This window comes from Butyrivibrio sp. MC2013 (assembly GCF_000424585.1).
In the GTDB taxonomy this organism is placed as follows: domain Bacteria; phylum Bacillota; class Clostridia; order Lachnospirales; family Lachnospiraceae; genus Butyrivibrio.
The window spans coordinates 96,007-111,018 of sequence record NZ_AUKE01000014.1; the positions used below are offsets into that span (position 1 = coordinate 96,007).

General features: G+C 40.5%; 20 protein-coding genes. 19 read left to right on the forward strand and 1 reads right to left on the reverse strand.

Features of this window, described 5'->3' with window-relative positions:
• Positions 1-4 precede the first annotated feature (4 nt).
• From G636_RS19570 to G636_RS0109790, 14 genes are all read left to right on the forward strand, one after another.
• On the forward strand, positions 5-1,600 hold the full coding sequence (locus G636_RS19570; protein WP_026507901.1) for a GNAT family N-acetyltransferase: 1,596 nt from the start codon (positions 5-7) through the stop codon (positions 1,598-1,600).
• Positions 1,597-2,496 (forward strand): protein kinase domain-containing protein, encoded by a 900-nt coding sequence (locus G636_RS0109730; protein WP_026507902.1) that lies wholly within the window; start codon positions 1,597-1,599, stop codon positions 2,494-2,496. The genes G636_RS19570 and G636_RS0109730 overlap by 4 nt, the downstream gene beginning before the upstream one ends.
• A complete protein-coding gene (locus G636_RS0109735; RefSeq protein ID WP_026507903.1) occupies positions 2,496-3,980 on the forward strand; it encodes an AMP-binding protein in 1,485 nt (494 codons plus the stop codon). The genes G636_RS0109730 and G636_RS0109735 overlap by 1 nt, the downstream gene beginning before the upstream one ends.
• Entirely contained in the window at positions 3,970-4,212 is a 243-nt protein-coding gene (locus tag G636_RS0109740) for an acyl carrier protein (RefSeq protein WP_026507904.1), read from the forward strand. The genes G636_RS0109735 and G636_RS0109740 overlap by 11 nt, the downstream gene beginning before the upstream one ends.
• A complete protein-coding gene (locus G636_RS19575) occupies positions 4,205-4,759 on the forward strand; it encodes a histidine phosphatase family protein (protein ID WP_051226838.1) in 555 nt (184 codons plus the stop codon). The genes G636_RS0109740 and G636_RS19575 overlap by 8 nt, the downstream gene beginning before the upstream one ends.
• 106 nt (positions 4,760-4,865) lie before the next feature.
• On the forward strand, positions 4,866-5,009 hold the full coding sequence (locus tag G636_RS21280; RefSeq protein WP_081668357.1) for a hypothetical protein: 144 nt from the start codon (positions 4,866-4,868) through the stop codon (positions 5,007-5,009).
• Between the two features lie 224 nt (positions 5,010-5,233).
• Positions 5,234-5,554, forward strand: coding sequence for a DMT family transporter (locus G636_RS0109750; protein ID WP_026507905.1), 321 nt, complete (start codon positions 5,234-5,236; stop codon positions 5,552-5,554).
• A gap of 11 nt (positions 5,555-5,565) precedes the next feature.
• Entirely contained in the window at positions 5,566-6,042 is a 477-nt protein-coding gene (locus G636_RS0109755; protein ID WP_026507906.1) for a pyridoxamine 5'-phosphate oxidase family protein, read from the forward strand.
• Between the two features lie 94 nt (positions 6,043-6,136).
• A complete protein-coding gene (locus G636_RS0109760) occupies positions 6,137-6,499 on the forward strand; it encodes a TIGR04076 family protein (protein ID WP_026507907.1) in 363 nt (120 codons plus the stop codon).
• A gap of 93 nt (positions 6,500-6,592) precedes the next feature.
• The gene (locus G636_RS0109765) at positions 6,593-7,114 is read left to right on the forward strand and encodes a DUF4256 domain-containing protein (RefSeq protein ID WP_026507908.1); all 522 of its coding nucleotides are present in this window, start codon (positions 6,593-6,595) and stop codon (positions 7,112-7,114) included.
• Positions 7,115-7,160: 46 nt separating this feature from the next.
• Positions 7,161-7,439, forward strand: coding sequence for a DUF1062 domain-containing protein (locus tag G636_RS19975; RefSeq protein ID WP_081668358.1), 279 nt, complete (start codon positions 7,161-7,163; stop codon positions 7,437-7,439).
• A gap of 304 nt (positions 7,440-7,743) precedes the next feature.
• A complete protein-coding gene (locus tag G636_RS0109780) occupies positions 7,744-7,962 on the forward strand; it encodes a DUF3791 domain-containing protein (RefSeq protein ID WP_026490284.1) in 219 nt (72 codons plus the stop codon).
• On the forward strand, positions 7,959-8,465 hold the full coding sequence (locus tag G636_RS0109785; protein WP_026507910.1) for a DUF3990 domain-containing protein: 507 nt from the start codon (positions 7,959-7,961) through the stop codon (positions 8,463-8,465). Before G636_RS0109780 ends, G636_RS0109785 begins: the two co-directional genes overlap by 4 nt.
• The gene (locus G636_RS0109790) at positions 8,458-8,688 is read left to right on the forward strand and encodes a hypothetical protein (RefSeq protein WP_026490285.1); all 231 of its coding nucleotides are present in this window, start codon (positions 8,458-8,460) and stop codon (positions 8,686-8,688) included. The genes G636_RS0109785 and G636_RS0109790 overlap by 8 nt, the downstream gene beginning before the upstream one ends.
• A 364-nt stretch (positions 8,689-9,052) precedes the next feature.
• Here the strand turns inward: G636_RS0109790 and G636_RS0109795 are convergent, their stop codons facing one another.
• On the reverse strand, positions 9,053-9,583 hold the full coding sequence (locus G636_RS0109795) for a TetR/AcrR family transcriptional regulator (protein WP_026507911.1): 531 nt from the start codon (positions 9,581-9,583) through the stop codon (positions 9,053-9,055).
• Between the two features lie 109 nt (positions 9,584-9,692).
• On the opposite strand from G636_RS0109795, the gene G636_RS0109800 reads away from it, so the two are divergent.
• The 5 genes from G636_RS0109800 (at position 9,693) to tnpA (ending at position 14,914) form a co-directional block, all read left to right on the forward strand.
• The gene (locus tag G636_RS0109800) at positions 9,693-10,808 is read left to right on the forward strand and encodes a pectin acetylesterase-family hydrolase (RefSeq protein ID WP_026507912.1); all 1,116 of its coding nucleotides are present in this window, start codon (positions 9,693-9,695) and stop codon (positions 10,806-10,808) included.
• 22 nt (positions 10,809-10,830) lie between these two features.
• The gene (locus tag G636_RS0109805) at positions 10,831-11,793 is read left to right on the forward strand and encodes a poly(ethylene terephthalate) hydrolase family protein (RefSeq protein ID WP_026507913.1); all 963 of its coding nucleotides are present in this window, start codon (positions 10,831-10,833) and stop codon (positions 11,791-11,793) included.
• Positions 11,790-12,821 carry an alpha/beta hydrolase gene (locus G636_RS0109810; RefSeq protein WP_035779399.1) on the forward strand — a complete coding sequence of 344 codons (1,032 nt, stop codon included), beginning with the start codon at positions 11,790-11,792 and terminating at the stop codon, positions 12,819-12,821. The genes G636_RS0109805 and G636_RS0109810 overlap by 4 nt, the downstream gene beginning before the upstream one ends.
• 1,030 nt (positions 12,822-13,851) lie before the next feature.
• Complete coding sequence (locus G636_RS18080) at positions 13,852-14,391, forward strand: type IV toxin-antitoxin system AbiEi family antitoxin domain-containing protein (RefSeq protein ID WP_242826952.1); 540 nt, start codon at positions 13,852-13,854, stop codon at positions 14,389-14,391.
• Positions 14,392-14,470: 79 nt separating this feature from the next.
• Complete coding sequence (tnpA, locus tag G636_RS19580) at positions 14,471-14,914, forward strand: IS66 family insertion sequence element accessory protein TnpA (RefSeq protein ID WP_051226842.1); 444 nt, start codon at positions 14,471-14,473, stop codon at positions 14,912-14,914.
• Positions 14,915-15,012: the final 98 nt, after the last annotated feature.

Below are 15,012 nucleotides of genomic sequence, written 5' to 3' on the forward strand. Positions count from 1 at the left end.
AGTAATGGGTATATGTATAAAATATGCAGATATAGTAATTACTACGGTTGCGGATAAGTTCATACCGCTTTGTACCGAAACACGCAAGCAGAATAGCAAGGCTTTTTTTTCCTCTCTGGAATCTGACAGCGCTAGTGAGCAATGGATAAGGGAGCACAGGTATGACCCAACAGATACGATTCTTGCGGTTACTACTGCAGATGATCAGTTCATAGGTACAATAGGATATACCGTGAATGGTGATAGTGCAGATATAGGAAGGCTTGCAATTTATCTGCCTGCTATGAAGGAGTTCATTTATAAGTATGGGAAAGAGAGAGCCTCAGTGATCATGAGAGATGCATGCCGTGCTGTGCTCGACTATGTATTTCTCAACTTTCGTGTTTCATATATCACGGCAAGCGTTTTGGAGACCAACTCTCTGTCTCGCAAGATATGTACAGATCTGGGCTGCACGGTATGGAAACATGAGAATGAAGGAAGTGATGAGGTCATTTTCAGAATGGACAGAGAACTCTTCCTAAAATCTCTTCGCAAGTATTGCCTTTTTTATCAGCACAATATCATAGAGAACACACATTATGCTGTTTCAGATGTGCTTTTGGCTTTGATGGAAGCAGGGGTAAGGTATGATTTTGCAGCAAAGACAGTGATGAAAAACGAGATCTACGCTGCTATGGGCAATCCTGATGTTATTACTCTTGATAAATTACCTTTTTACAAGGATTTTTATAAAAAATATAATTTGATACACGTTGTTTATGATGGTGAACCGGCACTGATGCTGTGCGCAGCAGCATATGTATACGGAATCCCTTATATTCTCTCTTTTCAGGGAGGAAATGATACCAATTCCAAGATATTTCAGCCTGCTCTTACAGAGAAGACTATAAATGTTTGTGATCATGCTGCAATGGTTACGGTTGTGTGCGAAAGCGACTGTAGGATACTGACTAGTCTGGGCTTTAAAGGAAGAATTGCTGTTTTTCCTCCGACCATAAGAAAAGACCACGAAAAAAAAGGAAATAAGGATAGGTATCGTATTGCTGTTGTGGGCAGGTTTATCCCCAAAAAAGGAATAGATATCGCCATCAAGGCTCTACGTTATATGCCGGAGCAATATAAGTTGGATATAATCGGGGAAGGTGAACTGGAAAAAGATCTTAAAGTGCTTGCAGAGCAATGCAACGTAAATGATCGCATAACCTGGCATGGCTTTCTTCCAATGAACGAAATGAAAGCGGTTCTGGATGAATGTGGTATACTCTGGCATCCTGCAAGAAAAGATATCACCGGAAATGCAGAAGGTATTCCGCAGATCCTTTTGAATGCCATGCAGGCTGAAACTTGTGTTGTCACCACAGCGAGCGGTCACATAACAGATCTTATATTGGATGGCATCAATGGAATAATTGTTCCGCCAGATGATCCTGAAGCGCTTGCTCATTCTACCATGACAAATATTGCTTGTATGGAGCGTTATATAAAGACAGCTGCCTGCAGTTTGGATGAGTATGATATCAAAAATGCCAGGGTGAGATGGACAGAGCTGTATCGTAATATAAAACTTATAAATAAAGGTGAGTTTGAGGGAATATGAAAGAAAACTGGGAAGAGTTTGTGACTTCGAAAAAGAATGATCCTCTAACGCAGGAATCACTTGAAGATGCTTTGGCGGTACTCACACTCTCTGAGGCTCCTACTCTGACTGCAGCCGGAGGCCAGGGTCTTCTTTATAAGGTGGAAATCGGTCATGCTCAGTATTTCATTAAGATACCATATTATTCCAGGCATAAAAGCATAGAAGTTGCAAGGCACAACATCCTGAAAGAAGCGATCGTACTTGAAAGACTAAATGAAAACGGAGACTATGAATATGTTCCCAAACTGCTGTGCTACTCAAGGAGGGGGAATTATCTTATCCGTGAGTATATTCCGGGAGCTATCTTAAATGATTGTATAAAGCATGCGTCTTATGACGAGAGAAAGAAACTTCTTGAGCAGGAATATGTGATGGCGCAGAGTTTATTCAAGACATTTCATGATCATAAAGAAGGAAGCATGGTTATTCGTGACTTCAAACCTGCCAATATCATATCTGGGGATGATGGAGGACTTGTGATAATAGATTTCGGCAGCGTAAAAAGAGAAGATGAGTTAAATTCTCATAAGCCCCAGAATATGAACAGGTTTCTCGGAACAGGTAAATATCTCCACTGGCCGCTTGAGCAGATGGTCGACAATGGGATAGACGCAGACCGCAGAGTGGATTATTTTGCCTTCGGAGTTATGGCTTTTTATACACTATTTATTGAATCTCCGTTTGACAATAAAGAACAGGATTATGACAAAGCTGCTGCAAAGTACAGGACACAGTACCATATGGCTGGAGAGAGACTGGATTCTCTGTGCAAATCTGACCCGGAAATAGATAAATGGAAGGACATCATAATGAGTGCCCTTGAAACAGATATTGATAAAAGGAAATTTCTATAATGGAAGAAAAAACGGGAATTGATCCGGAAGTTAAAAACAGATTGTTGAAACAGCTCGAAAATGGTTCAATAGGAGAGCTCATCAAAAAAACCGCTGAACTGTACGAAGAACGTGACGCATTTCTGGTCGTGACGTCTGAACTGGATATTCAGTTTGGAGTGTCGTACCGAGATTTCTGCGAAAACATTTATAGAATCGCCGGATTTATACGTGAGCGATTTTCCTCAAATAAGCATATTGCCTTAAAGGGTGCCAACTCTTTTGAGTGGGTCTGCTTGTATTTGGGAATCATTATAAGTGGTAATATTGCTGTTCTGCTTAATAAAGATGATGAAGGAGAGACCCTGGAAAAAGAGCTGAAGAAGACAGATAGTGATATTATGCTCACATCCGGTGAAAAGAATACAGGTTCCTCAATACCGGTATATCATTTTCGGGAATTCATTACAGAAGCGGTTGCCCATGATGAATTGATACCGGACCAGAAATGTGATTCTTCCAGAATCTGTACTTTGATAGGAACTTCGGGAACAACCGGAGAAAGAAAATATTGCATGCTGACCGAAAAAGGCATACTGCAGTCAGCTCTTAACCTCTGCCATGCTGTTCCTTCAGATGTACATGGGTATGCTATTTCGATTCTTCCGTTTTTTCACAGTTATAGCCTTTCATGTGGAATCATATACCAGCTTATTGAGGGCAACACAACAGTCATTGGAGTACCTGACAGTAGTCTGATGGCGGCAATTAACCATTTTTATCCTGCCTATCTAATCTTCGTCCCAAGTCTTCTTTTTGCGCTGAGGTTTTATCTGAACAGTCTTTCTAAGGAAGAGAGCAATCTGGTCAGGAATAATATTCGGACTGTATTTTGTGGCGGAGCGCCTCTGACTGCTGAGATGGCAGAATGGTATGCAGGTAATAAGATAGAACTTATCACCGGGTACGGAATGACAGAATGCGCCCCAATAATCGCGGTTCATTCTCGGACGAATTTTGATCCCTATTCTGTAGGCTGCATCTGCAAGGCGTTTGAATACAGGATAGTAGATGGAGAGCTTGAGGTCAGAGGGCCTCAGATCATGAAGGGATATTATGGAGATGAGAAGTCTACCCAGGCGGTTTTTCATGATGGATGGTTAAGAACAGGAGATCTGGTCAGACTGGACGCTCAGAATAGACTGATCATCACTGGCAGGAGAAAGAACATCATAGTGCTTTCTAACGGGGAGAATATTAGTCCGGAAGAAATCGAAAACATTTTGATGTCGAATCCCGGTATTGGCTATTGCAGGATATGGGGAAAAGAGAATAGTATAATTGTTGATATTTATTCAGGAGTTTACAGCGATGATGAAGTTTACAGGATAGTTTTAAAGGCAAACGGTCTGCTTCCGGCTTATAAAAGCATAAAGAGAATCAATATTCTTAAGACAATGCCGGATACCGTCGAACTTGGAAAGGTAAAAAGAATTGAGTATTGATGAGATTAGAGAAAAACTGATTCTGATAATTGAAAGAGGAAGTGGCAAAGCAGGTATTAGGCCTGACATGGATTTGATCCTGGACCTGGGACTTGATTCCATAGGTTATTTTATTCTCCTTGAAAACGTGGAAAGAGAATTTTCGGTAAAGTTTTCAAATCAGGATATTTTTACTGATGTGACGACTGTCGAAGAGTTGAGCTGTAAAATAAGGGATTTGATGAATGACTGAGAGCAAAGGCAGATTGTTTCTGGCAAGACATGGGGCCACTGAATGGACATCCCAACATAGATTGACCGGGTGGGAGGATCTCCCTATTTCGGAAATAGGAAAAGAAGAATCATACAACTGTGGCGCTTATTTGAAGAAACAGGGGATTGTATTTGATAGAGCATATACTTCTGACCTGCTCAGAGCGAGTCAGACTCTTGATATAATTTTAGATATCATAGGGCAGAAGAATTTGTCGATAATATCAAATAGTGCTTTAAGAGAACAGTTTTTTGGCTCCTCCCAAGGAGCAAGCCACATGGAAAGAAGAAGCACAGGCTTTCAAATGGATCCGGCAGCCGAGACGGCGGAAGATTTTAGAGAGAGGGTTCACAAGTTCTTCTACGATGAGATAAATCCGAAACTTGAGGAGGGAGAGATTGTTCTCGTTGTGACACATCAAAGAGTTATTCGCGAAATTGTTACATGTATCAGTGGAAACAATGGTGCATCGACTCCTGATTTCGAAAAGTGGGAAACCGGAGAAGTTCGCCAGGTGAATATATAGTTCATACAAAGACCTGCAGTATTCCGTTGTGTTTGTATTGGATTATTGATCGGTACAATCATTAGCTTTTCTATAGGATAAAAAATGAAAAAGCTGCTCTTATGCTATTGGATACTATGCAAAAGAAGGTTTTGAAGTTGTCTCAGAACTGTTTATGGAAGATGGTATCCCACATGTGAAGATGGAAAGATTAGTATTATATGAAGATTCGAAAAGATTGATAGAACGTTATATTCGAATATTTTCTTGACAACAAAGCTCGTTACCCAGTATAGTTGATGAAACAAAACAAACAGACGCCCATTGCTACCGAGTAGTGGGATTAACGTCATTTCTTTACCGTTAGGTCTTAGCAGGTAAGGAAATGGCGTATTTTATTTCCGCGAGCAATGAGGAAAATTAACATGCTTGCATAGACATTTGACGAATGCCGCGAGAGTCTGAAATTTTAATTTCAGACCTATGGAGGTTTCTATGAAGTGGATATATTGTTTTATTGCAGGTGCTCTTGAAATTACGTGGGCGGTAACTATGAAAATGTCCGATGGATTTACGCTACTGATTCCATCTATAATAACCGGCATCGGGTATATAGCCAGCGCTGTATTTCTTTCGATAGCGTTGAAGCAGCTACCGCTGGGAACAGCATATGCCATGTGGACCGGTATGGGAATTGTTGGAACCACGCTGTTGGGAATATTTCTTTTCCATGAAAAGCTTACAGTTCCACAGGTGATATGTGTTATTCTGATTGTAGTTGGAATAGCAGGACTTAAGATTTTGGCGAAAGAATGAGGTTGTTAAGGATGTTTAGAGAAATGCGTAGATTTAAACAGCAAGTGTCAGAAGCTGAGTGCATTGAAATTTTAAAAAGTACCAAGAGAGGTGTCTTATCTGTAATTGGAGATGATGGTTATCCATATGGAATGCCAATCAATCATTATTATTGTGAAGCTGATGGCAAGCTTTATTTTCATGGAGCCAAGGCTGGACATAAGATTGATGCCATCAAGGCTTGTAACAAGGCAAGCTATTGCGTTTACAACGACGGTTTTCGAAAGGAAGGGGATTGGGCTTTAAATATCACTAGCGTCATCATCTTTGGTAGAATTCATCTGGTAGAAGATGATGAGGTTGCCCTTAGAATATGCTCTGAGCTAACAAAGAAATTTACAGATGATCAAGAGTATCTGGACAAAGAGATTAAGAACTCATTTCGTAACGTTCAATGTTTGGAATTTGTACCAGAGCATATGACAGGAAAGTTGGTTAATGAGTCATAAAGTGGAATGACGTTATATCTGAATCTAAAACACCAAAACCAAATACATCTATCTTGATCGGTACAATCATTATCTTTTCCATTGGAGAAAAAATATGAAAAAGTGGTATGACGAAGAATATGAATTTACAGTAGAAGTAACAGGCTTTTTGCATGGAGACCATACGGAAAGATATTGCCGTAATGGTGAAGAGATTGGGGATGTATATAAATGTACCTATGGGTGTCCTGTCAATAGGGATGGTTATGGAATCTGTTCGAAGACAATGATGATGCTATTTCCTTTGATGGAAGCCGTTAGAAGCGGCGGGGATCTTACAAAAGTCGGCGGTGATGGAAAATACTCCAAAACTGTTGTGTGTCCGGACGGATGCGTGATATTCAAACTAACGGCAAAACCATTGGGGAATGAAAACTTTCATACAGGAGGTTTCTGGGATTATCCTGATGAAACATAGACCAGTATCTTTTGTAACAAGCTATATTGAGACCAGAGGTTCTTTATGGGGAAGCGTATAGCATTAAGAATGGAGAGATTGGAGGGGTAAACCATGTTAGAAATATTAAAAGCGAGGTTTCAGGATAATAAGAATCTTCATATGGAACTGAGTTGGCTTGACGTGGAGAAACGTTTACTTGAGCATCCGGGCTCCATGGATGTTTTGAGAAGGATGGAGGAGAGCGGAGGAGAACCGGATACCATCGGCTATGATGAAAAGACGGGAAAGCTAATTTTCTGCGACTGCGCAAAGGAGTCCCCTTCTGGGCGCAGAAGCCTGTGCTATGACGAAAAGGCATTACAGGGGCGTGCTAAAAACCCGCCATCAGGCAGCGCCGAATGGAAAGCAAAAGAAATCGGCGTTTTGATCATGACGGAGGAACTCTATCGCCGACTGCAAAGTCTCGGGGAATTTGATTTGAAAACGTCAAGTTGGATCACTACGCCGGATGATATTCGCGACAAGGGCGGTGCATTGTTTTGCGAACGACGTTACGGAAGGGTTTTCACATTCCATAACGGGGCGGATTCGTACTATTCCGTGCGCGGGTTCAGAGGCTATACGCTTATATAAATTCTGATTGTAGAGCGATTAAATACAGTAAAATGTTCCACTCGCCATGGTTCGTTATAGCGCAAGAGGTTGCGGGAAAAAGCAGGAGTTTGTTAATTCGTACAAATTCAGAGTAAATGCTAATGGTAAAAGCGTAGACATTTGGCTGATCTACCGTTGCAAGAAATGCAAGCATTCCAAAAACCTCACGATTTATGAGAGGACGCATCCTGGAAGGATTCCGACGGAATTGTTTGAATGCTTTATGAATAATGACATGGAGACTGCTATGGAATATGGCAGAAATATAGACTTTTTGAAGAAAAATAATGCTGAATTTAAGTAAATGACGGCTGGACTTAGGTCCGGCAGTTTCTAATTGGAAGGTAAATCCGTCCTGACATGGTAATATATATTCGCTGTGTCAGGACTATTTTTATGTCATAATAGATAAATGGTGCCCGGCGTGGTACTCGGTACAATAAGCTGAGATAACAAATGGCTTAAATAAAGCATTTTTAAAAGGAGATACATAAAAAATGAAACTAGGCATTGCTGCTTTTTTGATGATTGCAGAAAGACCAAACAAGTAGATAAATACAATAGGTAATGGTATTATTAAATAGAAGATTATTAGAAGAGGAAGTGCTATGAGCTATCAGAGAAGATTGATAAATTATACAGTTGCATGTGTTAATGAGTTTGCTGAAGCTTTTAATTTGAATGTTAAAGAAGCATATAGATATCTTCGAGATTTCAAGGGAATAGAGTTCCTGAAGGATTTCTACGAGGAAGAGCATCTTTTATCATTTGATAATGTGGTTGAAGATTTACAAGCTCTTTGCCGGAGAAATGGAGGAACTATATGATTCTTTATCATGGTAGTAATGTTGATATACAAAATATCAGCTTGTCAGCTTGCAGACCATATAAGGATTTTGGTAGGGGATTCTATTTAACAGATATTCCGGAACAGGCTGAGCGCATGGCAGAACGAGTTGCTAGGATTTACGGTGGTGAACCTGTACTCAATATTTATGAGATAGATGATTCTTTTTTGGATTCCTCTAGTCTTAGAATCAAAAATTTTGGTGAAGAAACAACGGAAGATTGGGCTCGTTTTGTAATGAATAATAGGAATAGAGGCTTTGAGAATTATTCAGATCCATTGTGCAATTTCGATTCTAAGTATGATATCGTAATTGGACCTGTTGCGGATGATAATATGGCAATGCTGTTTAGACAATATGAAGAAGAAGTTATAGATTTTGATACGCTTCTTAAAGGCATGATATATAAAAAGACATCTTCACAGTATTCATTCCATACACCTGCAGCTATTTCATTATTGAGGAAAATTAGTCATGAATGAGAAAAAGCAACTAATAGAGTATGCTATTCAGGATATTGTTGAAATGATCTCGAAAGATCAGAACGTAGAATATGACGAGGCTATGAACTTCTTTTATGAATCAGAGGTTTTTGATAAGCTTCAAGATGTAGAAACAGGGCTTTATCGTGAAAGCTCTGCTTATATTTATGATTTATATAAAGATGAGTTGAACTTCGGGCATATCGTTCAAGCTGAAATATAATAATCGCCAGAAATTTAGAAGCTGATTTGATGGATTTCACGTTTTTACAAATCCGTCCTGACATGGTAATATATATTCGCTGTGTCAGGGCTATTTTTTGTCGTAATACATAAATGGTACTCGTCGTGGCACTCGGTATGGTACTCGATATTCGGGAGACCTAGAAAAAATATCAACATTATTTCATTTGTAACAAGCTGTATTGAGACCCAGGTTAGCAGATAGATTACACAGCATCGGATAGTCAAATGTCCGGTGCTGTTTTTTTTACGCCATGCTTCTATTAGCCAAAAACGAAAAAATATTGAAAATGGCTAATAGGTATAAGATTCCGAATTTAAATGTAAATGATTTCTTATGCGGTTTAAGAAGCATCACCTTTGTTTTCGTTCCCTTGGTGAGCAAGTGCAAAGAGAGCCTTTAATTCATCGCCGCTTTCCTGCATACCGCGTTTGATCCATTCCAGCATCCATCCGTAAATGCCATATGCCCAAAAAGATTTCATATATGCTTCAAGGTTGGGCATTTCAGGCATTATCTGAATGGTGCTAATTATGGTTTCCATCATGATGGAGGACATACCTGCGTTACAGAGAATGGTATAAAATTCTCTATGATCACGGTAAAAATCGAATAATGAGGGGAACAAACTCTCCGGCGTTGATTCGGGGTTAGACTCATATAGCCTTCCCCATTCCTTAATGAGCCGGTCCGACTCTTCTTTCAGAATATCCTCTTTATTCTGGTAGTTGCGGTAAAAAGAGACGCGTCCGATTTCGGCTTTGCTTGTTAGTTCGCTGACAGAAATATCGGAGAGAGGCTTCTCCTTCAGAAGATCAAGAAGCGCAGTTAGGATCTGCTTTTTGACATATGTATTTTTTTGTTCATTGTTCATATTCATGCGATGAAACAAACCTCCCGAATATGTATCATTTTGCTGAAACACTTGTATCGTCGCCGGGTTTATGATACATTTGTTTCAACAGCTTGTCAAGGAGGATACCATGAAAAAGGTCATGAAAATTGTCGGCATTACTATAATTGCGGTTGCGGCGATTGCAGCGATTATTGTAGGAGTGATACTTAGCAAAACTGTTTTTGTCAAACATCCGGAGCTCAAAGGCGAACCGGAGATTGGCAAGTGGTATCGTATCACCCCGGAGGGGACAATATCTTCTGACGGAAGCGAATGGCATGGACTCATCAGACTCGGATCTGAGAATAAGGTCGTGGTATACTTTTTCGGCGGTGGTGCAAGCATCAACGGTTATACTTCCGAGCACGGTAAAGAATTTTTTGCTACGACAGCAAAAGTCCAGGATTTCGTTGCTTCCGGAGGAATAGGAAGCACTTCGGAAGAGAATCCTTTCCGTGATTGGACTTTTCTTGTTCTGCCATATGCCTCCGGAGATTTTCACAGCGGAACAGGCGAGTATCATTACATGGACGGCAGCAAAGAGAGGGTGGTATATCATAACGGATATAACAATTATTCGGCTTTCATGGATGCGGCTATGCCTTATGTTGGCAATCCAGACACTTTACTGGTAACTGGTTTTTCTGCGGGCGGATTTGCGACATCTCTTTTGGCGGACGATGTGATTGACAGGTTTCCTTCTGCGGAAAATATCACGGTATGTGTGGACAGTTCACTGCTTCTCTATGACGGATGGCATGAGACGGCTGACGGATTATGGAAAACACCAACAGTAATTGCCGATCGACTGGTTAGTGATAATCTGGTACTTGATAGTCTTATCGCTTTATACAACAAACGGGGTGATACCGTTAAAATCCTGTTTGACTGCTCCTATCGTGATGATACATTGCAGGAGTATCAGGCGTATATTAGGACCGGGATGATGACAAGAAGCAAGGAAAATGGAGACCTGTTCCAGAAGGATCTTGCAGAGATGGTTGATGGATTACAGGAGAACATCCCCGGTGTTGGCATATTTATTTGGAAATATGGTGAGGATCCGGAAACGCATAATACGCAGCATACTATCATATCCAGTAATGTATTTGACAAACTCGAGGACGAAGTCAGTGTGGCAGATTGGATTTATGCAGCTGTGAACGGGAATGTTCAAAGTCATGGATTAGAGCTCCTCAAATGATAGAAAACAGTAGGAGGTCGGAATGCGAAAGATCATGAAGATTGTATTGATTTTGCTGGGTGCCATACTCATCCTGCTTATAGCTGGATTTTTTTACATTAAATCGAAGCTTCCAAATGGGGGCGGAAATAATGACATCACGGAAGGGTATTATGAGCGCTTTCAGTCTGATGAACCACTGGAGATGCGGTACGCAAATCCGGGTTCATTTGAGACAAGCTACACCGAGTTTACCTCTGATAATGAATCCATCGGAAAGGTAAGAGTCTGGTATCCGACAGAATTGGAAGGCAGTGATAAAATTTGGCCGATGATCATGGTTGTTAATGCCAGCGGAACGCCTGCTTCATCCTATGAGCCATTCTTTCTGCGTCTTGCTTCATGGGGCTTTGTAGTGGTTGGCAATGAAGACGGGCAGACCGGAAACGGTCAGACAGCATCCATTACATTAGATTTCATGCTGAATGTTCCGTCTGACAGCGTTCTTGCAAGAAAAACAGATTACCATAACATGGGAATCATCGGATACTCCCAGGGAGGAGCCGGTGCAATCTGCGCAGTGACGAAATATGAAAATGGTGCGTATTACAAAGCTATGTTTACCGGAAGTGCTGCGTATCCAACACTTGCCAGAAACATGGGCTGGGAATATGACGCCTCTAAAGTGACGATCCCTTATTTAATGGTAGCTGGAACGGGAAAGTCGGACGATTCCGGGTCTGATCCTGAAACAAGCTATGGAGGAGTTTCCCCACTTTCAGCACTTACATCGAACTACAACAGTATCTCTGATGATGTGCAAAAGGTGCGTGCAAGAGCTGTTGGCGCTGAGCATGAGCAGATGCTGATGCGTTCGGATGGATATATGACAGCATGGATGCTGTATCAGCTTGCAGGAGATGAAGAGGCGGCTGCAGTCTTTGTTGGGGAAAATGCAGAAATCCTGCATAATAATAACTGGCAGGATGTGGAGAAGAATCAATGAACGACAAAAAGAAGAAAACGATTCGGAAAATATTGATCATATTTATAGTAATACTTGCGGTTCTGGCAGGAGGGATATTGTTTGTCCTGACACATACGCAGATCATTGTTGGTATGATTCAAAAGCTATCGGCAAGTACAGTGAATACGGCCAATCTCTATGAGCCGCTTGAAGAACCTATGGAAGGCTTAAAGGACAATGGACAGTATGTCATTACAGAGGTCAAGTATTCTGAAAACTATCCGAACAGCTACCTTGATATCACCTATCCAAGCAAGGATAGGGATGCATCAAATCCGACGCTTATATACTTTCATGGTGGTGGCTTTTTCGGTGGAAGCAAAAGTGTAGGAGATCCGCTTGCTGAGAGTGATGCTACGGCGCTGTTGGATGATATTTGCGCAGAAGGGTTTAATCTTGTAAATATTGACTACGTGTTGGTGCCGGAATATCATTTCCCGGATCCCTTGGTTCAGGCAAATGAAGCATTTCGATTTTTGATGGATCATTCGGAAGAATATCATTTGGATATGGACAGGGTGGTGATTATGGGATCATCTGCCGGCGCAATCATGACAAGCCAGCTGGGAAGTGTTGTTACTAATCCAGAATACGCTTATACTTTGGGAATTACTCCTGCATTAAAGCCGGAGCAGATCAAAGCGGTTGTTCTTGATGATGCCCCTCTTGCATATAACAAGTTTTCTTTAGGAACAAAGATCCTTGTCGGAAACTATGTAAAGGGTTCAATATTCCTTAATCGTGAGGAAGTAAACAGATATAACAACATTCTTTGGGTTGATTCTAATTATCCGCCTGCTGTTCTAATGGGAAGTGAATATTACGTGGATATGCGCGATATGGATAAGGCCCTGACAGAAGCAGGAGTAGTACATGAATTGATCGATCCTCTTGCAGAAAGAAATATGGAGATGCAGCATTGCTTTGTTGCTTCGGAACGAGTGAACGATGTTGCGAGGGATGCATTTGAAAGGATGATAGCGTTCATTAAAAGTCAGAAGAATTGATTTTAAAAAAGGTCATAAAACTGACATAGCAAACAAATTGTTGAGAAAGATCGGGAAACCGGTCTTTTTCTTTTACATAAAAACCTGCTCCGGAGAATACTGAACTGCTTTCGCAGAAGCACAGGCTCGTTCTTGCCTAACTTCGCATGGAGGACAGTTAAATAACAGCATCGGATAGTCAAATGTGCGGTGCTGTTTTTTTTATGCTATGCTTCTATTAGCCAAAAATGAAAAAATATTGAAAATGGCTAATAGATATAAGATTCCGAATTTAAATGTAAATGCTTGAGTGAAGATGTGAATTCCACTGTAAAGTTAAATTCCACAGTGAAGACTAAATTCCCATAAATCGTCACAATTGTCACTACACGTTTTTACAAATCCGTCCTGACATGGTAATATATATTCGCTGTGTCAGGACTATTTTTATGTCATAATAGATAAATGGTGCCCGGCGTGGCACTCGGTATAACAAGCTGAGATAACAAATGGCTTAAATAAAGCATTTTTTAGAAGGAGATATATAGAAAATGAAACTAGGGATCGTTATTTGAACGCCTTTTTCATATATCTCCATATAAAACATTAAATCTATTCAAAACCGCATAAATACTTCATTTGCGGAAATCCCAACTCTGATATAACTTGATAAAGATTCATATATTTTATAAAAAAATGGCACTCGTGTGGCACTTGGTGGCACTCGATATGGCACTCGATGGCACTCGTTTTTGGGTAGTCCTATGAGGGAATACTTCATGCCATTTTTGGTAACTTTCTAGTTTAAAAGTCCCAAATTAGCATTTAATAAATCAATTTTGAAAAATGGTATTTTTATCTGACCGGAAATATATCGAATCCATGTTGCTGATTAGTTTAAATTATGTACGATAATAGCAACAAACATGGTAAAAACATACATAAACTTAACCCGACAAGACAACTCTATGATGATAAGTTAAAAATATGTATAGAAATGCTATGTAATAGAGTAAAATACGACAAATAATTAACATCATGGAGCGAGTATATGAACTTATATTATGAACTGTTACAATATCCAATTTTTTCCATGAAAGAGGTTAATGGTCTGTATTCAAGTGAACGGACAGCAAGGATTGCATTAGGAAAGCTTCTGAAGGAAAATATGGTGCTGAAAATTCGAAATGGGTTATATACGTGTCTTAGCGGTGAAAATGGCGGACCAGTGGCTAACAGATTTCAAATTGCCAGTGTTATCACTCCATCTTCATATGTATCACATCATACAGCGTTTGAATATTATGGAACTGCCGATCAGGTTTTCTATGAGGTTTATGTTGGCTCAGAGACACGTTTTCACGACTTTGAATTTGATGGGTACACTTATCATTATGTAAAAGAACAGATGAAGGAAGGTATAGTTTTTCCGGAATTTGGCGGCGGCGTGAGGATTACAGATAAGGAGCGGACGATAACGGACTCCATAAAGGATATGAATCTCATTGCCGGGCTGGAAGAGGTGCTTTCATGTCTCGTGTCTGCGAACAGTATTGATGAAACAAAAATGTTAAAATATCGTAAGCGGTAAACAAAACGCGTCTTTGAACAGCCTTCCAAAATCATTAGTATTCTCTTAGAGAAACTATTGGTTTTGGAGGGCTTTTATTATGGACAAATTTGTGATGGATATTAGGCTTAAGCAATGGATCCCAATCCTTGAAGCTCAAGCCAGCAGCGGACTCGACAAGCAGACTTTTTGCAAACAGCATGGGATCAGCAGAGGTCTCTTCTTTAAATGGCAGAGGATTCTCCGCGAAAAGATGGCCGAAGGGTTTGATCCTGCTTCCATCTCGCTTCCTGCTATTACTGATAATGGCACTGGAGACATCAAAAATAACGAACCCGTGTTTTATGAGCTGTCTCCTACAGCCCCCTGCAGCCTGGCAGAAAACAGCAAGCCAGTTGAAAATCTCGCATCTGATGCTGGCTTTTTAGCTCCGAAGAATGCATCTGAAGTTACCATCTCTTATGGTGGCTTTTCAATAAATCTGTCAGGTGCCGTTGAAGAAGCCTCGCTCAAATCGATTCTCAGGGCGGTGAAGCATGCTTAACTCCAATGGACTGACATTCTCCAAGATAGTATTGCTGATTGGTAAATGTGACCTTCGCAAAGGAATAGATGGATTAAATTCAATCATCAAATATAAAT